Genomic DNA, 18,434 nt, shown 5'->3' with positions numbered 1-18,434 from the left:
ACTCTTTAGATTGTTCCAATTACCCTTATTGAAACCACAAATGGCTGATTTTTACATTAAAAAGGTTTCAGTTACCCAGAACCTCTTTAAGTCGGTTATCTATGCGGAAGCACTAAAAAAAGATCCATCGATGATGGATCTTTTTTATATTCTATGACTTGAGTAGCTTCCGAGAAGCTTGACACTGCAGCCTAAGGCTTCGAGTTCAGCAATGGCTCCAGGAATCAATACCTCATCCATCTTCAAATTAATATCAATGATGAAAAAGTATTTTCCTAGCCCTGTTTTCATCGGCCTTGATTCAATTTTTGACAGATTGAGCTTTCTCCAGGAAAAAGCAGATAACACTTGATGCAGAGCACCGGCCTGGTCAGAAGGCAGCGTGATCATCAAGGTGGTTTTATAGTCATCAGATGGTTTAAGGCTGATGGTGTGCCCTTCCTTCGCAAGAATAGCAAACACAGTATGATTATAGCTGTAATCATGGATGTTTTCTTTCACCCTGGCAAGGCCATATTCATCCTCTGCCAAACCATTCGCAATGGCAGCGATGTTTAATTCTGGGTGGTCTTTTACGTATTTTGCAGCAGCAGCAGTTGAAGCCATATTTTCCAGTGGCGTTCCCTTGAATTCTTTATGCAGGAATTTATGGCACTGTGCTAGTGCATGAGGATGGCTGTATATCATTTCAGCCTTATTCCATTGATCTATGTTTGCTTTATGTACAAGCAAATGCTGCCTGATTGGAACAACTGCCTCACCGGCAATAACCAATTCCGATTCATGGACTAAATAATCAATCGTGATATTGACGGACCCCTCAATCGAATTTTCCAGCGGGACAATCGCTGCATCAATCTCGCCCACAGCCGCCGCATCCATACATTCAGGGATGCTTACATAGGGAGTCCTTTCAGCATCACTGAACAGTTGGCGTGCCGCGAGATCTGTAAATGTCGCCTTCGGACCAAGATATCCAATTTTCAAGCCAATCCTCTCCCCCTGCAGCCAGTACTATTAAGCACCGGAACCAAGCACTTCTACTTTCTCTACAAATTCTAGCCTTTTCAATCTTCCAAGCAGTTCATCCAATTCGACTTTCATTTCAGTTACATTCAGGCTTAAAGTAACGTTCGCTCTGCCCTGTAACGGGATGGTCTGATGAATGGTCAGCACATTACAGCCAGTAGCCGCTACAGTACCTAACAGTTCCGATAGAGTTCCTGAACGGTCCTCGAGCTGAAAAAAAAGTGTGATGATCCTTTCTTTCACAACCGTATGGAACGGGAAAACAGTGTCACGGTATTTGTAAAAAGCACTTCTGCTTAAATCTACCCGCTGGACTGCATCCCAGACCGACTCTGCTTTTCCCCGTTCAATCATTTCCTTCGCATCAAGCGTTTTCTTCATCGCTTCAGGCAGCACATCTTCCCGAACAAGGAAAAACTTTTTATCCAATTGATTTTGTTTCATGTTTCCACCCCATCAGAAGTGCGTAAGCGCCTGATCAGCAAAGATGATTTTTATATAGATGTACAAGGCCTACTCAACAAATTCAAATTCATACTCAAGAAGCTTAACTGTATCTCCGTCTTTTGCTCCTCTTTCACGAAGAGCATCATCTATACCCATTCCGCGCATTTGACGGGCAAAACGTCTAATTGACTCTTCACGTGAGAAATCAGTCATTTTGAATAGTCTCTCAATGCTATCACCGGAAATGACAAAGGTACCATCCGGTTCACGGTCAATTTGGAATTCTTGTTCTGCTTTTTCATGCTTATACATAACACGGTTAACTTCTGTATCTTCTTCTTCCACTTCTTCGATAAGAGGGAACTCCGGAGTCTTTTCAACTAAATCGGCAACTGAAAAGACAAGTTCACGTAAGCCTTCTCGCGTTACAGCAGAAATAGGGAAGATTGGATGTGCATCCCCAATCTTTTCTTTAAAGACTTCCAAGTTTTCTTCTGCATCTGGCATGTCCATTTTATTCGCTACTATTACTTGCGGCCTTTCTGTCAGCCTTAAGTTATATTCTTTTAATTCATTATTGATTGTTAAATAGTCCTCATAAGGATCGCGGCCTTCAGTTGCAGCCATATCGATTACATGTACGATGACACGCGTACGTTCAATATGGCGCAAAAATTGGTGTCCAAGACCTACACCTGAATGCGCTCCTTCAATAAGGCCCGGCAAATCAGCAAGCACGAAGCTTCTGCCGTCTTCTGTTTCTACCATACCTAAGTTCGGTACGATTGTTGTAAAGTGATATTCTGCAATCTTTGGCCTTGCAGCAGAAACTACTGACAGTAACGTTGATTTTCCAACACTAGGAAAACCGACAAGTCCTACATCAGCAAGAAGCTTCAATTCCATAACAATGTCTTTTTCCTGTCCAGGCTCTCCCTTTTCAGAAAGTTCAGGTGCTGGGTTAGATGGAGTTGCAAAACGTGAGTTCCCGCGTCCTCCGCGTCCCCCTTTAGCGATGACAGCCTGCTGGCCATGTTCGACTAAATCCGCAATAACTTCTCCAGTTTTCGCATCAGATACAATTGTTCCAGGCGGAACTTTGACAATCATATCCTTTGCATTTTTACCGTGCTGATTTTTAGACATCCCATGCTCACCGCGTGGAGCCTTGAAATGACGCTGATACCTGAAATCCATCAATGTACGAAGTCCTTCTTCTACCTGGAAGATTACATTGGCACCGTTACCGCCGTCGCCGCCGGCTGGACCGCCGTTTGGCACATATTTTTCACGGCGGAAAGCAACCATTCCATCGCCGCCGTCGCCGCCTTTTACGTAAATTTTTACCTGATCGACAAACATTATGTCATTACCACCTGTCTGATTTTTGTTAATTTTAAAAGATTATTGACGGTTTTATACTCATCTAAGAGGAGCAGCATTTTTATGATTCCCTAGAGTGAAACCATAAAAACTTCAATCGTCAATTCGCCATCAATTACCCCATCGGAAATTACATTCATTCCATTTGGGTGCTGATGGGCTAAAAAGTTTTCAATACGATTTTTATCATTTATTATTCCGCTAAAATCAAAAAAGAACCCAATACCTTTATCCTGTGGATCGATTGTGACGGAAAGATGATTTTCCTGATAACGTTCAATTGAAGAATTCAGCGTTTCAAACAGCAGCTCTGTCCAGCTAGCCAGCTGCTGATCATCTAGTCTGTGGAAGTTTTGGGAGTCCATCACTTCATATTCCAGCTGAAAAAAATGGTTCTCCCAATTGCAGGTTAACAACTTTGAGGCAAATTGAGGAAGATTTAAATTAGATAGCTTTGCATCCTGCCTGGCTTCCATGATAATTTCTTCAATGATATCTTTAGCCCGATCCACTTTGTTCAGAGATAGATTGCCTTTAATTAATTGAAGCTGATTCATCCAATCATGGCGCGCATGCCGCAAAACCTCGATTGTATCCCACTCTTTTTTCATAAACATACTCCCTACTCATAAGACTGCTTGGTGTTAGTATAACAAAAAAGCCATACTGCGTAAGTAATTATGTATTATAAAAACCTTGCTGCTCTGTATACTTTACTGTTGATTTCCGCTCATAAACAGGATTTAAAATCAATTATCACGGTTAACAGAGCGAAAAAACAAGAAAACCCTAACCGCAGTGGTTAGGGCTTCTCTTTGGCTTACGCTTCTTGAGCTGCAGGATAAACACTTACTTGCTTGCGGTCACGGCCAAGACGTTCGAATTTAACGACGCCGTCAACCTTAGCGAATAGAGTGTCATCTCCACCTTTACCCACGTTTACACCTGGGTAGATTTTAGTTCCGCGCTGACGGTAAAGGATAGAACCACCAGTTACGAATTGACCATCTGCACGCTTAGCGCCAAGACGCTTTGCGATTGAGTCACGTCCGTTCTTAGTTGAACCTACACCCTTCTTAGAAGCGAAGAATTGAAGATCTAATCTTAACATTTTGTTCCACCTCCTACTTTTTGAAGGTTATTTTTATGTGCTTTCCGTAATCTCTCTCTAACGTTTGCAATGAAACGACCATTCCTTCAAGCAGCAATTGCATTTTCTCCTGTGTATCCTCAGGCAAATTGTCCGGGATGTCACAGCGGAGAAACCCATCTGCTCCTTGCTCAATGTCAGGAGTGATTCCTGTCAAAGAGATAATTGAATTCACAGCTCCGAATGATACGGCAGAAACTCCTGCACAGACAATATCACTTCCGTGAGCCGCAAATCCGGCGTGGCCGCTGATCGTAAACGATTGGATGCTTCCGGATTTTGTACGGTTAATCGTTGCACGAATCATATGATTCCGCCTTAAGCGTTGATTTGTTCAATCACAACTTTTGTGTAAGGCTGACGATGACCTTGCTTTTTATGATAGTTCTTTTTCGCCTTGTACTTGAAAACGGTAATTTTCTTTTGACGGCCATTCTTTTCAACTTTAGCTGTTACAGTTGCGCCTTCTACTACTGGGCTTCCAACCTTAACAGTTTCACCACCAACAAAAAGAACTTTGTCAAAAGTAACTGTTGCGCCTTCTTCAGCGTTAAGCTTTTCAATGTAGATTGCTTGTCCTGCTTCTACCTTTACTTGCTTGCCGCCTGTTTCGATAATTGCGTACATTCCATTGCACCTCCTCATTAGACTCAGACTCGCCATCAGCAGGCGTTTGCCAAAGCAAAGCTTTAGACCTGTTGTGAGCGGTTGTAGCACGGGTGCTACAAACAATAACATTAAAATACTATCACATGCCGAGCGAAAGTGTCAACATAATAATAGATGTTTATATTGTAACATGGATGATTCATTTTGTATGTTTTATTTTTGCTGTTTTCGCATTGACTGTTGATTTCCGCTCCAGGCAACAGGTGTTAAAAATCAACACTGACCTTTAAAACAGCCTGGATTTTAAATTTTTTCTCCATGAACTCCAAACTTAACTATTTCATAAAATGGCCGGTCGGACTCCGATGCCGTTAATTTAATCTTCATCCCCAGCGCCTTTTCCAGCCTTGCTTTGTGGCTACCCGCTTCCCCTGAAAAATGGTCAATGACCTCTTTTGTGGCAGAAATGGATACCGATTCGTGATCAGAGCTGCGGTATTCCCAAAGCTCCCTTTCAAGGCGATAGGCCATCGTCTCAGAGCTTAGCACCTGGCCTGAACCTCCGCAAGTACCGCATGTTTCAGTCAGGGTTTCAGCTAGGGACTGCTTTGTCTTTTTCCTTGTCAGCTGGAGGATTCCAAGTTCCGTAAAGCCGACAATCCTCGTTCTGCGGTCATCATGCATCAGTTCTTTACGGATCACATTCAGGACCATGTCCCTGTCCTTGCTATCCTGCATATCAATAAAATCAATCAGGATGATGCCGGCAAGATCCCGGAGCCTCATCTGTCGTGCCGCCTCTACTGCGGCATTCATATTGGTTTTAATGACAGTATCGCGTAAATTGGACTTGCCGGAAAACTTTCCTGTGTTCACATCAAACACTGTAAGAGCCTCAGCATGGTCAATTACCATGTAAGCACCTTTTTCCAGCCAGACGATTCTTTTTAATAACCGCTCGATTTCCTGCTCTATTTTATAAAAAGAGAAAATATTTTCTTTGCCATTGTAAAAACTGACCGTCATTTCATCCTTAATTAGAGGTTCCAGCTTCTTCTTGAATTCCAGGCTGTCCACAATGACGGACCCTGCTTTCATTAGCGATATAGCTGCAGAGGCTTGTTCATAAAAATAATCCCGGCTATGAACAATTCCAGGCTTTTTCATTCCACCTGACAATGTAAGCAATTTCTGATATTCAGACCGTTGCTGCTCAAGTTCATTCGCTATGACCTCCTCGTTCTGAGTCAGGCTTTCAGTCCTGAAAATCAACCCTTCTTCTTCTGTTTTCAGCTCTTTAGCCAACTCCCGCCATCTTTCGCGGATTTCTGGAGTTTCAGCTTTTTTGGATACGGCAATATATTTGCCATTCGGCATGTACACCAGATTTTCACCCGGGATTTCAATAATTCCAGTCAACCTCGCACCTTTTGTCCCTGCTGCATCCTTTTCAACCTGTACAAGCAGCTTTTCACCCTGATGAATGTAAGAAGATATAGACCGGTTCGCCTTGTTTTCATCCTCCGAGAGCACATGCCCAGGGAGCTTATCTCGTGACAGGAACCCGCTCATTTCTTCTCCAAAATTCACAAACGCGGCATTCATGCCGGGAATCACTCTTTCAACGATCCCAAGATAGATATTGCTGACAAGAGATTGCTGGCTTGGCTGCTCTACATATATTTTTTCAACAACGCCATTTTTGATTAAGGCGAAGCGTTTTTCTCTGGATATGATATTTATAATTAGATGTTCCATGTATTCTCCCTATTAAATAAAAAAATGCAGCGGGAAAAGCTCCCCGCTGCATTTATTATCCTATGTCAGTATGTGTAAAGCAAATCTCCTATTTTAGCAGACATCAGTTTTTCACTGAAAAAAGCATGAAGCAATTCATTCTCATCCATTACCATCTCTTTGCCATTTACTTTCTTTACAATGATTGGATGCTTGCAGCCTCGCTGGAACTTTTCGAGGACTTGCCCAACCACTTCATTTTCATCTACGTTGATCGGCTTAAGCTTCCTGAAATCTGCTTGTTTTCCATAATGCCTTTCCATAAGAAACCTCATGAAAATAAAGCGCCTTTGCTTCCATTCATAATGAAGTGAAAAAGCGAGAAAACCGATGATTATCCAGACATTCAGGGTCAATGGCGCAAGTATCATAAGGGCGATTGAAAAAATAGCCAATGAACCGATTGATAAATATATAGTCCTAAGATGCGCATTCTGGAAGGAAGAGTTCATAGAAAAAAGAATAAAAACAAGTTTACCTCCATCGAGGGGCCATATTGGCAACAAATTGAACAATAAGACCATCCAATTGTATTCAATGAACAGGGAATGCCACTTTTCTGGAAAGATGCCATTCAGATATAAAATATACGCGAGCCCGATCATCCACAAATGCTGAAGTGGTCCCGCCAGCACGACAATAAGCTCTTCCTTTAATGGCCTATTCCCATGCTCATCCATTTCTGCAACACCGCCGAAAGGCAGCAAGGCTATTTTCTTAATTCTCCACGAAAAAAAAGAGGCTGCAGCACCATGTCCCATTTCATGAACAAAAATAATCAGCAGCACCATCATCAGCTCTATAAAATGCGCGGTTGCGACAGCAAGGGCAATGACCATCCATAATAAAGGATGTATCTGTATTTTTCGTAATAATTCGGCGGTTTTATTCAAACTTAATCACCTGGACGGGATCGATGAAATCATCCCCTTTTTTTATCGCGAAATAAAATGATCCCTTTGTACCGTCTGAGCTGTCCATCGCTGTCCCAACCTTTGTGCCTTTTGAGATATATTCATACAAATTCACTTCAATTCCGTCCAAGTTCCCATACCATGTTTCACTCTTGTCTGCGTGCTGAACAATGACTGTTTTTCCAAATCCATCCTTCATTCCGACAAAATGGACAAGTCCTTCGTTCATCGCCTCAACTCCGGCACCCTTCCCAGTTTCAATCATGATCCTTTGACCATTATCCCCGAAATCCTCCAGAATCTTTCCTGAAGCAGGCAAAGCGTACTCATTATCTTCATCAATATCCTTTTTGTCTTCTTCACCGGTATTTTTAGCCGGCAGAAGTGCCAATGGTTTGCCAAATTGCTCTTCATACCAATCAGAAACAGCAGCGAACTGGAATTCCTGTTCCATTGTTTGTTTTACATAGCTTTGAAACTTTTCTGCTTTTTCAGCTGGGCTTCGGAAAAGGATGGCGACAATTAATACCAGGCAAGCTGAAGCAAGCACTTTAAATAAAAACACTTCTTTTTTGAATAATGGATGGTTCCCCTCACCTGGCCCAATATCGTAAGATGGAATCCGGTCAAATCCATGCCGTTCCTCCTCTGAATAGAACAATCGGCCATGGTTCATTTTCTCCATTCTTTCCCGCTCTTTCTTCCTCTTTAACATTCTTTTGCGAACGTCTTCAGTTCTTGAACTCATCCTATCCCCACCAATCCCCTTGTACTCTAAGTTAGTACAAGTTTATGACCTGTCCAACAAGAGTATGACAATTAGAGGGATTATCTATGAGAAGAGTTGTCAGGCTGGAAGATGACATAAAAAAATAAGCGCCTGTCCGATATGCATTGAATGCAATTCAGGGCAGGCACTTTATATTAGCGGACTCCGAAAAACTTCTTTAGCTTCGAGAATACACCTTTATTTTCAGCATCAAGCTGCTGCAATGGAACGGATTCGCCAAGGATTCTTCGGGCAATGTTCCTATAAGCTATAGAAGCTTTGCTGTTTGGATTCAAGGCAATCGGTTCACCGTGATTCGATGCTTTGATAACCTCATCGTCATCTGCGACGATTCCAATCAAGTCAATTGAAAGATGTGTTGTAATTTCATCTACATCAAGCATATCGCCATTTTTCATCATATGGGTGCGGATACGGTTGATGACAAGCTTTGGCGCTTCAACATTTTCTTCCTTCTCAAGCAAGCCGATAATCCTGTCTGCATCCCTGACAGCGGATACTTCAGGAGTTGTGACAACAATCGCCTTATCTGCACCGGCAACGGCATTTTTATAGCCTTGCTCGATTCCTGCCGGGCAATCAATAATGATATAATCATAGTCTTGCTTCAATTCATTCACTAATTTTTTCATTTGTTCTGGCTGGACTGCCGTTTTATCGCTTGTCTGTGCAGCTGGAAGCAAATAAAGATGGTCATCAAAGCGCTTATCCTTAACAAGTGCCTGGTGAATCTTGCACCTGCCTTCAATCACGTCTACTAGATCATAAATGATCCGGTTCTCTAGCCCCATGACAACGTCTAAATTACGCAAGCCGATATCTGTATCGACTAGACAGACTCTTTTGCCTTGAAGGGCCAAAGCTGTACCTATATTAGCAGAGGTCGTTGTTTTGCCAACTCCGCCTTTACCGGATGTAACTACAATCGCTTCTCCCATTTTAGAGGCCTCCTTCAAATCTAGTTAAATTAGGTCTTTTTCGCATTAAAACTTGCAATCTATCAACGACAATCTGTTGATTATCAGATATGTAAGCACATTCCATAACCCTGTTCTCTTCATCAGGCACTTGGTCGGGGGCACGGTTGATGCAATCGCTGATTCTTAATTGAGACGGTTTCATGACTGATGCCGCAATCACTGCTTCATCATTCCCTTCAAAACCAGCATGCGCAATCCCTTTAAGTGTTCCCATAATAAAGATATTTCCCGTTGCCTTAACTGTGCCTCCAGGATTGACATCTCCAATCAGCAGCAAATCTCCGACTATTTCAAGGATTTGGCCTGAGCGAATAACCTTTGCCACAGGGACAATTCCTGTTTCCTGTCTTTCCCGCTCAGCTTCTGCCTTTGTAATCACGTTCGTTTCAAGATCCTCTACGATTAAATTCCGCTTTTGGCGAATTAGATCCTTCAACTCTTCCTGCTGCTCCTGAGTAAGATATCTATTTCCTGCCTTCACCTTTACGGACAGCAATTGCTGTTCCTCTTGGACACGGGAGGAATTGGAAAGCTTCCTGTCGAGTTCTTTTTTTAATTCATCGTAGGAGCAATTATCATCCAAATGGAGCGTAAGTCCATCTTTCGTCCCTTTAATTGTCACATTTTGTGTTTTTTTCATACGGATGTTCACCTCAATGGTAAAAGAAATTCGACAAGCATCCGTCAAATTCCTTTATTTGAATAGGCAGGATAGAGATTTTTCTCAATCATTGCGCAGTCTGTCTGCAGCATTTTCGAACTGCCTTTTGAACGGATATGCGGCCAATACGATAAATGCAAGGTTCAAAATCAATGTTGGAACAAACCTAATTCTGACATAGGTCGAAAAGTCCAGATTCGTTATATTAATCAAATGCATTAACTCGTATACCCCCACCTCAAGAAGGGCAATGCCTATGATCGTCAGAGCAGAAACAATCAAAATATTTATCTGCAGGATTCTGAGCATATTGGCAAAAAGATAAGCAATCAAAGGGAAAAGGAACAGATAGATCCCAATGATTTCTGTATATACAATATCAAAAAGGAGACCAAAAATTAAACCGTATAAGATTCCATGCTTAGGGCTTAAATAGGCCGTCAAAAACAGGATGCCGGCCATTAGGAAGTGAGGCGCAAGAACGCGGTCACTATTAAATAATTCAGCTGGGAGAAGCTCGACAAAAACACTTTCCAATATAAATAGCAGGGCGAACATGGCGGGCAGCAAGAAACGGATCAATTGCCTTCCTCCTCGTCTTCGCCATCTTCAGTAAAATCGCTGAAATCTACAGCAGCCATTGTCTTTTTAACGACCATCACATGCTCAAGATCATATAAATCAGCCTCTGGTTTAATATAGGCTGTTTGGTTGAGGCCAAATTCATCAGGTACAACCTTCACAACCTTACCAATTGGCAGATCTTTAGGGAACACTCCGCCCAAACCTGATGTAATGACGTTCTGTCCCTTTTTTACCTTAGCGTCATAAGGAAGTCCTTTCAATAAAAGAAGCTCCTTTTCCTTATCATAGCCGTCAATTGTACCATGCAGCTCTTTTTCTCCCTGCAGGAGAGCAGAAATCCTGTTTGTAGGATCCAGTGCGCTGACCAGCTGTACAGTTGATGAGAATGGAGTCGTGCTTTTTACTTTACCAATCAATCCTCTGGCAGTAATGACAGCCATATTTTTTTTGACACCATTGGATTTGCCTTTATTAATGATAATCATCTCGTTCCATCGATCTGGACTTCTGGCAATCATCACAGCCTGGATTGGTTCATAGTCTGAAAGTGACTCTTCTTTATCTAAAATTTCCTGAAGCTCCTCGTTGTCTTTTTCAAGGGAATATACTTTAGCTTCAAGTCGGGCCATATCATCAAGTCGTTTCTTTAATTCTTTGTTTTCCTGATATGTATTTTGCAAGTCTTGAAGGTTTTCAAATAAACCGGCAACATAGTGCGCAGGTCTGGAAACAATGGATTGAACCCAGCTTGTCGAATCTTTTACGAACTGCTCGGGCCAAGTCAATTCTTCCCTTTCCCTTAAAGAAAAGCCAATCAATGCCACGAGGACTATAATGCTCACAAGCAGCATTATCAGGCGTTTGTTAAAAAAGAACTGTGGCATGATCTACACCTCTACAATCTTAAAAATTATGATGACAAGAGAGCAGGGAAGTAGGATGGATTCCCGCTTCCCCTCTCTTTTTTATCTTGATTCTTTTGCTTTATTCTTGAATAGATCGATATGATCCAATGCTTTGCCTGTCCCAATTGCGACACAATCGAGAGGATCTTCAGCAATAAGTACCGGCATTTTTGTTTCTTCACTGATTACCTTATCCAGATTGCGCAGCAAAGCGCCTCCTCCAGTCAGGACGATTCCACGGTCCATGATATCTGATGCTAGCTCCGGCGGAGTCTTTTCAAGTGTAAGCTTCACTGCATCCACAATCGCGTATACTGTGTCATGAAGTGCTTTCGCAATTTCCAGAGCTGTGATTTCAATTGTTTTAGGGAGTCCTGTCAAAAGGTCACGTCCGCGGATTTCCATGTTTTCGATACCTTCAGCGTCACCAGCTGAACCAACTTCCATTTTGATTGTTTCTGCTGTTCTTTCACCGATCATCAGGTTGTACGTTTTGCGGATGTAATTGATGATTGCGTCATCCATCTCATCGCCTGCGATACGGACCGATTGGGATGTGACAATACCGCCAAGTGAAATGATCGCTACTTCAGTTGTTCCGCCCCCGATATCAACAACCATGCTTCCAGTAGGTTCCCAAACTGGAAGGTTTGCTCCGATTGCTGCTGCAAACGGTTCCTCAATCGTAAAAGCATCCCTTGCCCCAGCCTGACGTGTCGCATCAATGACCGCACGTTCTTCAACAGCCGTGATTCCCGATGGCACGCAAACCATGACATATGGCTTACCTGCAAAAAAGCCTTTATTCTTAGTAGCCATTTTAATATAATACTTCATCATCGTTGCCGTTGTTTCATAGTCAGCAATAACCCCGTCCTTCATAGGTCTTAAGGCTACAACATTTCCTGGGGTACGGCCGATCATATTTTTAGCGTCGTTGCCTACTGCGACGATATTCTTAGTATCTGTTTGGAGCGCCACAACGGATGGCTCTCTCAAGACAATTCCTTTTCCTTTTACGTAAACGAGTGTATTAGCGGTACCTAAGTCGATCCCTAGGTCTCTAGTTCCAATTCCAAACATGGTTGTATCTCCCTTTCTGAACATAAATGCAATAAAAGAACAGGCAATCTATTTACAAAGTAAGATGATTGTTTTTTTAGCAGATTTTTTGACAAAAAATTTAATTGTGTCCGCAAAAATCATAAATTATATTATATCTCAACGTCAATCAAAATCCTAGTATCATACATACCCTTTTTCCTTTAAACTAACATATTTATTTTCCCCAATGATTAAATGGTCTAGCAATTCAATTCCGACAATTTTCCCCGATTCGGTCAACCGCTTCGTTACCTCTATATCCTCTCTGCTTGGAGTTGGGTCTCCAGAAGGGTGATTATGGACACAGATGACGGAGGCAGCAGACCTGCGCACTGCTTCCTTGAATACCTCGCGTGGATGCACGATTGAAGCATTCAGGCTCCCAATGAAAATCGTCTGTCTGTGAATGACCTGATTTTTAGTATTTAAATAAAGACATACAAAATGCTCTTGGGTCAGGAAGCGCATATCGTTCATCAAGTATTTTGCGCCGTCTTCAGGCGAGCGGATTACATAGCGTTCATCAAGGGTATGGTTGGCGATGCGCCTGCCAATTTCAACAGCAGCAAGCACATTGATCGCTTTCGCTTGTCCAATACCTTTTATCTGCGTCAATTCTTCAAGGGTTGCATCTTTTAACAGACGAAGGCCCTCAAACTGGGAAAGCATGCGGTTTGCCAGCTGAAGGACTGATTCTTCTCTTGACCCTGTTCCGAGCAGCAGGGCAAGTAATTCATGATTAGACAGGCTCTGGGGACCGTTTTGGACAAACCGTTCCCTCGGCCGTTCGTTTTGCGGATAATCTCTGATCATTAATGAATTTGATGACAATTGGTCTTCCTCCCAGTCAATAAATTATGACGAGGGAAGTGTAGAAGAAGTTTCTGTGGCATTCTTTTTAATAAGGAAGGTTGTAACCGATCTTTCGAAGCTCCCTAATCAATCTTGATACAGGCAGCCCCATAACAGTGTAATAGTCACCATTGATTTCTTTGACAAGCATGCTTCCAAATCCCTGAATTCCATAGCCGCCTGCTTTATCAAATGGTTCACCGCTCTTAATATAGGTGTCGATTTCTTCATCTGACAAATCCCAGAACGTCACATCTGTTTTTTCATAAAAACGTATTTCCTTCTCTGGAGCTAAAATTGATACCCCCGTGTAAACGGAATGGGTATTTCCAGACAGCTTCCTGAGCATTTCAAAGGCTTCCTGTCCACTTGCAGGCTTCCCAAGGATGATTCCTTCATGCACAACGACTGTATCCGATCCAATAATAAAACAATCCGGAAAATTCGCAGCAACTGTTCCTGACTTTCTCGAAGCCAGTTCCATCACTGCTTCAGAAGGGCTCAATTCCTCACTAAAACTTTCATCAGCATCGCTGCTCGAGATTTCAAATTTCAAGCGGAGGTTTTCAAGAAGTTCTTTTCGCCGTGGAGAAGAAGAGGCTAAAATGAGGCGTTGCATATAATCACCTTTCTTTTCTTTTGCATCTAAGGGAGATACAAACTAATCGTAACAAACTTCCACACTGCAAACAATCTTAAGTATAGACTCTTTTCGTAAAGTTTGTGGCTTTTTTGAACAAATATTTTTCTCAAAATCGATATTATTTGCTGAAGGCTACTTAAAGCTACTTAAACGACGCCCGGATCCTTGAAAAACGCGTGTTAAAATAGGTGTGAAAACAAATAAAATAGCAAAAAAATTAGAGCCATCAGCCAAAAGCTGAAAGCTCTGTTAATTTGCACGATTTCCCGGAAAATATTCTGCTATAAGAATACTGGATTGTATTGCATTTGAAATTATTTAACTATGGATTGATAAGCGGAGAGGAATGCCAGTAAATCTGCTTGCATGCTTGCCAGCTGCTTTCCGTCTTTTGATTTTTGATAGTCTGAAAAGGCTTGGCTTGCTCTCTCAATGCTTGCTTTTGCCTTTAATATATTTTTATCTTTAACAGTCCTGTCGGGAATCTCACTTAACATAATTTGATATTCCACTATTTTTTTCAGAGTTTCAGGTGTTGCTTCTTTTCCACTCGAAAGAATGGAATAAATCTCAGGGGCTTTCTCTAGGATCTTCGCTTCCTCAGCTGTTATATTGGCAGCTGTGCCTCCAGGAATTTCAACCGGCTTGGCAAAAACTTCTACCCCCTTAGCCTTAAGGGTGTTACTAATTTGTTTTGCTTCTTCGATCGTACCTGCCGTTCCTAAGTAAATGGCGAACTGTCCATTGGCAGGAAAGATTTCAGCCGTTACTCCCTGTCCTGCCAATAGGTTCACGCGTTCCTTTGCTGCATCCTCAGTAGTGAAAATTCCATTTTGCACAACAAACGCAGGTATGCTGTTTAGTTTTGCAGCAACACTTCCTGCTCCTTTACCCTCTTCTGCTTTTTCCGGAGAAGGATTCACCTTCGATATTGCAGGTACAACTGGATCAGTATCAGCTGTCACAAATTTCAAAATGGTAACACCAAAAGCCGTCCCAAGCAATACAGCGAAAAAGGTCGTAATAAAGATGGTTGAATAAAGACGATTCTTGCGTATGCTTTTTTGATTCCAAACGGAAATTCCGATACTTTTCTTTTGCTTCTTAGGCTGTTTTGGCGCAATCTTGTATTCCTTTACAACCTCTTCTTCTATTGGATCCGGCAAAACCCAATCGAAACTGTCGTCAGCTGATTCCTGGGAAGCTGCCGTTTCATTCAGTGCATCATCTCTATCACTTTGGACATAATGGTTCTCGTCCTCTTCTTTTTTTATATTTTTCTCTTCTTTCATCGGTCGGTCTTTGCCATTTATCTTGATCGTTATCGTCCTTCCTTGCTTGTCCAATGCTCGTACCTCCTCCTGCCCGTTCCTATTTTGCTTCATCCTATCATACGAGCAAAAAAAAATAACAAGACTTTTGTCGTCTTGTTATAGAATGCTTTCGTCAATTTTTTTATGAGGTTTATTGTTCGTTGCTATCTTCTTCTGTTATAGATTCGTCAGACTCCACGTCATCTTCAACTTGAGTATTTTGATCTTCCGTCAGATTTTCATCCGAATAATCACCAAAAGTAGGGAACGGATTCCGTTTATTGGCTGGTTCCGGTGTTTCCACTTTAGGGTTATATTCCTTCAGATCAACCAGCCCTGGAAGATAAAATATATTTACCGTAAGGGTCATTTCAAGCTGTTCTTGCACATCTGATAGGGACACCATTTCCTCTGGTCCACTAAATGCTATTGATTCTACCATTACAATCCTTTTTGAATTTTCGAGAGTTTCGATGAATTTTTCTAAATCAAAATAATTATCAGCATTAACAACGATATTCGCTGATGTTTTTGCTAATCCCTCAGGCATATTTAATGATACTTTCTGATCTACATTTGTAGTGGTCCCGGGATCTTCTGGTTTCGCCAATTGAACAGCCTCTGATGAGTCTTCTTCTTGATTTGCGTCAATTTGAGCAGCTAAGTTGCTTTTCTCACCGTCTGTGAACTCGATTGATGTCATATAACTGTTTGAAACAATCTCAGCCTTTTCAAGGTCCAGAACAAACTGCTCAATCATGGGATCTACAGGAAGCAATTTTTGCATTTCTGCGGTGCTGCTGAAATCACTGTCCTTCCCAGAAGCAAGTCGGGTTTCCAGTGCTTTACCAAGCTGCCGCTCAGATTTCAACTGGCTTTCCTTCAATGATAGGCTGGTTTTAAGAGGATTCAAATAGAGAAAAAAGGCTCCGAAATATAGTAACACTGCCAGGAAGGATGAAATTAAAAGGATGATAATATGCTTTTTTTCCAGTCGGAGGCTCATGATTCATTTCCTCCTTCGGTAGCATCTTCACTGTTTTGTTTAAAATATTGCGGTTTGAAGGTGATCTTGTATTCAGCGCTATATCGAGGCAGAATTTTTTCTTTTTCACTATTATTTATAGTGCCAGATTCGCCTTCTACTTTCTCCTCTTCCATTGTTTCAGCCTTAATGTTCAATAAGGCTGCTTCCTGGACCCATTCAGATTGTTTCAACGAGCTTAAATAAAAAGCGGTGTCTCTAGTAGCATCAAATTGGATCGTGATCAGGACTGAATCCGAATTGCTATATTCAAAGTTTTGGATAAATCCGCGCTCAGGCAGCAGAGTAATGATATTTTGCATTAATGGCACTGTTTCGATAGGATATTGTTCAGCCCATTTTAGAGCTTTCTGAAGCTTTACTGCTGAATTGCTTGCTTCGACATCTGTCATTTTTGCCTGCTGCGCATCGTTCAACTTTTGAAGGGACTCTATTTGTTTGTCAATAGAATCCATTTTGCTGTTATATTTGTTTCCCTGGATGTAAATGATCGATGAACTTATTGAGAAAAATAATATAATTAGAATGGCAATAATAAGCTGTGAAGACTTCTTATGCTCTCTCTTAGGTAAAAGGTTAATCTCTACCAGCATCATTACACCTCTTTTAATCCTAGCCCGAGTGCCAGATTAAAGGCCCTTGGCAATTCTACAGCATCTGTATTCTGTATCTTGATTTTTAGAGTATCAACAGGAATTCCAAACCGTTCCTTCATATCACTTAATACTCTATCGAGCAGAGGATGGTCTCCATTTACTAAAATGCGCGAAACCTCATTTTTCCCGTGGGTCAGAGAATATCGATAAAAGTCCATAAGCTTGGCAATGTCTCTATAAATTCCCTCAAGTTGGAACGTCAATTCAGCAATTTCACCTTCATACACTAGCTCCTGGCTCGTGTGATTGTCCGTGCTCCTCTTAAGCTTCCAGCTCTCCTTAAGATCACCAGGAATATGGCGCATGAAAACAGGAATTTGTTCCTCAAAGACGCACATACTTACCACATCAAGATCAAACTGGACAGACAACAGGACCTCATTCTTAACGGCCATGTCACTTTGGTGATAAAGACGATAAATCGCTAGCGGTGAAATATCTGCAGCTACTGGCTTTAGCCTCACAATTTTAAACAGGTCCGCGTACTCTGTAACATATTTCTCTGGAGCCGCAAATACCAGGATTTCCTGTTTTTGATTTTCAACACCGAGAGAAATCGTATCAAATACAGGATCCTCAAACGGCAAGTGGATGGTTGAGCCAAGTTCTAAATACAAATAACCATGGATTTCATCTTCTTTAACATCAGCAGGGATTGAAACCTTTCTGATGATGACAAGCGAATCAGGTACGGTAAACCGGATTTCCCTTTTGGCAATTTTCCATTCAGCAATACATTCATCCAGAATATTCACCAATGTGTCGAAGTCTTGAATTTTGCCGTCAGTGACGATACCAGGAGGCAATAAACGCTGGCCATAATGATGTGGAATAACCGGGTTCTTTTGTTTTAGCTCAACATAGCGAATCGAATAGTCATTAAGCACAAGATTGACGACTTTGCTTCTGCCGGAAAAGAAAGAAAATGCCATTTTGAGAAACTCCTTTGAATATGACTGTTTTCGCATGGAAGATTGATAGCAACATAGTTCCGAAAATAGCTTTTATTAAAAACCAAACATAAAAAAATTAAGATACCATTCTATGATTTCCCTGCCAAAAAAATAGGCAGTCAAAGTACCAATGGCAATGAATGGACCAAACGGTATGGCCTGCTTCTTTTTTACGAAGCCAAGCAGCATGGCAATGAGGCCAAAAAAAGCGCCATAAAAGGTAGCAAAAAAGAAGGATAGCAACATGGTTTTAATTCCGACAACAAAGCCAATCAGCGCGAAAAGCTTTACGTCACCACCGCCCATGCCTCCCTTGCTCACGAGGGCAATCAATAAGAGGAGAAAAAATCCTGCCGCCGCCCCAGCGAAAGAATCCCACCATGGCGAAAGTGGAATGAAAAAACGCTCCATCGCAAAAATCCCCGCAAAAATAAGAAGAATCTTATCAGGAATGAGCATATAAGCAAGATCAGAGACAGTAATAATGATGAATAAAGAGACCAGCGTTAGCGCGATGAGCAAATCAGCACTCCACCCAAGCAAAAGGTAAGCACCAGCAAACAGCACACCAGTCAAAAGCTCAAATAAAGGATAAACGGGCGAAATGCCGACCTTGCA

The 18,434-nt window shown here is 41.8% G+C and carries 22 protein-coding genes and 1 other annotated feature; all 22 genes read right to left on the bottom strand.

Annotated elements, in window-relative coordinates:
* Positions 1 to 144: 144 nt before the first annotated feature.
* Positions 145 to 987, bottom strand: a complete 843-nt coding sequence (gene pheA / locus V7654_RS21085; RefSeq protein ID WP_335432817.1) for a prephenate dehydratase — start codon at positions 985 to 987, stop codon at positions 145 to 147.
* 30 nt (positions 988 to 1,017) lie between these two features.
* Positions 1,018 to 1,473: an ACT domain-containing protein gene (locus tag V7654_RS21080; protein ID WP_335432816.1), complete on the bottom strand. Its 456-nt coding sequence runs from the start codon at positions 1,471 to 1,473 to the stop codon at positions 1,018 to 1,020.
* 69 nt (positions 1,474 to 1,542) lie between these two features.
* Complete coding sequence (gene obgE / locus V7654_RS21075; RefSeq protein WP_335432815.1) at positions 1,543 to 2,838, bottom strand: GTPase ObgE; 1,296 nt, start codon at positions 2,836 to 2,838, stop codon at positions 1,543 to 1,545.
* Between the two features lie 92 nt (positions 2,839 to 2,930).
* Positions 2,931 to 3,470 carry a sporulation initiation phosphotransferase B gene (locus tag V7654_RS21070; protein WP_335432814.1) on the bottom strand — a complete coding sequence of 180 codons (540 nt, stop codon included), beginning with the start codon at positions 3,468 to 3,470 and terminating at the stop codon, positions 2,931 to 2,933.
* A 209-nt stretch (positions 3,471 to 3,679) separates the two neighbouring features.
* Entirely contained in the window at positions 3,680 to 3,970 is a 291-nt protein-coding gene (gene rpmA / locus V7654_RS21065) for a 50S ribosomal protein L27 (protein WP_079509900.1), read from the bottom strand.
* Positions 3,971 to 3,983: 13 nt separating this feature from the next.
* Positions 3,984 to 4,316 carry a ribosomal-processing cysteine protease Prp gene (locus V7654_RS21060; RefSeq protein ID WP_335432813.1) on the bottom strand — a complete coding sequence of 111 codons (333 nt, stop codon included), beginning with the start codon at positions 4,314 to 4,316 and terminating at the stop codon, positions 3,984 to 3,986.
* 11 nt (positions 4,317 to 4,327) lie between these two features.
* Positions 4,328 to 4,636 carry a 50S ribosomal protein L21 gene (gene rplU, locus V7654_RS21055; protein ID WP_335432812.1) on the bottom strand — a complete coding sequence of 103 codons (309 nt, stop codon included), beginning with the start codon at positions 4,634 to 4,636 and terminating at the stop codon, positions 4,328 to 4,330.
* Positions 4,637 to 4,651: 15 nt separating this feature from the next.
* Positions 4,652 to 4,729, bottom strand: a sequence feature (ribosomal protein L21 leader region).
* 192 nt (positions 4,730 to 4,921) lie between these two features.
* Positions 4,922 to 6,376: a ribonuclease E/G gene (locus V7654_RS21050; RefSeq protein ID WP_335432811.1), complete on the bottom strand. Its 1,455-nt coding sequence runs from the start codon at positions 6,374 to 6,376 to the stop codon at positions 4,922 to 4,924.
* Positions 6,377 to 6,441: 65 nt separating this feature from the next.
* Positions 6,442 to 7,308 carry a M50 family metallopeptidase gene (locus tag V7654_RS21045; protein WP_335432810.1) on the bottom strand — a complete coding sequence of 289 codons (867 nt, stop codon included), beginning with the start codon at positions 7,306 to 7,308 and terminating at the stop codon, positions 6,442 to 6,444.
* Positions 7,301 to 8,077, bottom strand: a complete 777-nt coding sequence (locus V7654_RS21040) for a M23 family metallopeptidase (RefSeq protein WP_335432809.1) — start codon at positions 8,075 to 8,077, stop codon at positions 7,301 to 7,303. The genes V7654_RS21045 and V7654_RS21040 overlap by 8 nt, the downstream gene beginning before the upstream one ends.
* A gap of 176 nt (positions 8,078 to 8,253) precedes the next feature.
* A complete protein-coding gene (gene minD, locus V7654_RS21035) occupies positions 8,254 to 9,057 on the bottom strand; it encodes a septum site-determining protein MinD (RefSeq protein ID WP_335432808.1) in 804 nt (267 codons plus the stop codon).
* 1 nt (position 9,058) lies between these two features.
* Positions 9,059 to 9,739 carry a septum site-determining protein MinC gene (gene minC, locus V7654_RS21030; protein WP_335432807.1) on the bottom strand — a complete coding sequence of 227 codons (681 nt, stop codon included), beginning with the start codon at positions 9,737 to 9,739 and terminating at the stop codon, positions 9,059 to 9,061.
* Between the two features lie 84 nt (positions 9,740 to 9,823).
* Positions 9,824 to 10,342 carry a rod shape-determining protein MreD gene (mreD, locus tag V7654_RS21025; protein ID WP_335432806.1) on the bottom strand — a complete coding sequence of 173 codons (519 nt, stop codon included), beginning with the start codon at positions 10,340 to 10,342 and terminating at the stop codon, positions 9,824 to 9,826.
* Positions 10,339 to 11,229, bottom strand: coding sequence for a rod shape-determining protein MreC (gene mreC, locus V7654_RS21020; RefSeq protein ID WP_335432805.1), 891 nt, complete (start codon positions 11,227 to 11,229; stop codon positions 10,339 to 10,341). Before mreC ends, mreD begins: the two co-directional genes overlap by 4 nt.
* Positions 11,230 to 11,310: 81 nt before the next feature.
* Positions 11,311 to 12,333, bottom strand: a complete 1,023-nt coding sequence (locus V7654_RS21015) for a rod shape-determining protein (protein ID WP_335432804.1) — start codon at positions 12,331 to 12,333, stop codon at positions 11,311 to 11,313.
* Between the two features lie 162 nt (positions 12,334 to 12,495).
* Positions 12,496 to 13,185, bottom strand: a complete 690-nt coding sequence (gene radC / locus V7654_RS21010; RefSeq protein WP_335432803.1) for a RadC family protein — start codon at positions 13,183 to 13,185, stop codon at positions 12,496 to 12,498.
* 67 nt (positions 13,186 to 13,252) lie between these two features.
* A complete protein-coding gene (locus V7654_RS21005; RefSeq protein WP_335432802.1) occupies positions 13,253 to 13,825 on the bottom strand; it encodes a Maf family protein in 573 nt (190 codons plus the stop codon).
* 338 nt (positions 13,826 to 14,163) lie between these two features.
* Positions 14,164 to 15,195: an SPOR domain-containing protein gene (locus tag V7654_RS21000; RefSeq protein WP_335432801.1), complete on the bottom strand. Its 1,032-nt coding sequence runs from the start codon at positions 15,193 to 15,195 to the stop codon at positions 14,164 to 14,166.
* Between the two features lie 118 nt (positions 15,196 to 15,313).
* Positions 15,314 to 16,168, bottom strand: a complete 855-nt coding sequence (locus V7654_RS20995) for a hypothetical protein (protein WP_335432800.1) — start codon at positions 16,166 to 16,168, stop codon at positions 15,314 to 15,316.
* A complete protein-coding gene (locus tag V7654_RS20990; RefSeq protein ID WP_335432799.1) occupies positions 16,165 to 16,800 on the bottom strand; it encodes a hypothetical protein in 636 nt (211 codons plus the stop codon). The genes V7654_RS20995 and V7654_RS20990 overlap by 4 nt, the downstream gene beginning before the upstream one ends.
* A 2-nt stretch (positions 16,801 to 16,802) precedes the next feature.
* On the bottom strand, positions 16,803 to 17,795 hold the full coding sequence (gene pilM, locus V7654_RS20985) for a type IV pilus biogenesis protein PilM (RefSeq protein ID WP_335432798.1): 993 nt from the start codon (positions 17,793 to 17,795) through the stop codon (positions 16,803 to 16,805).
* A gap of 75 nt (positions 17,796 to 17,870) precedes the next feature.
* Positions 17,871 to 18,434, bottom strand: a 564-nt coding sequence (locus tag V7654_RS20980; RefSeq protein WP_335432797.1) for a prepilin peptidase, incomplete at its 5' end; no start/stop codon positions are given.

The sequence above is a fragment of the Bacillus sp. JJ1609 genome (assembly GCF_036967045.1).
In the GTDB taxonomy this organism is placed as follows: Bacteria; Bacillota; Bacilli; order Bacillales; family Cytobacillaceae; genus Mesobacillus.
Note: the sequence above shows the minus strand (reverse complement) of the source record. Positions and strands in the feature narration are given on the sequence as shown.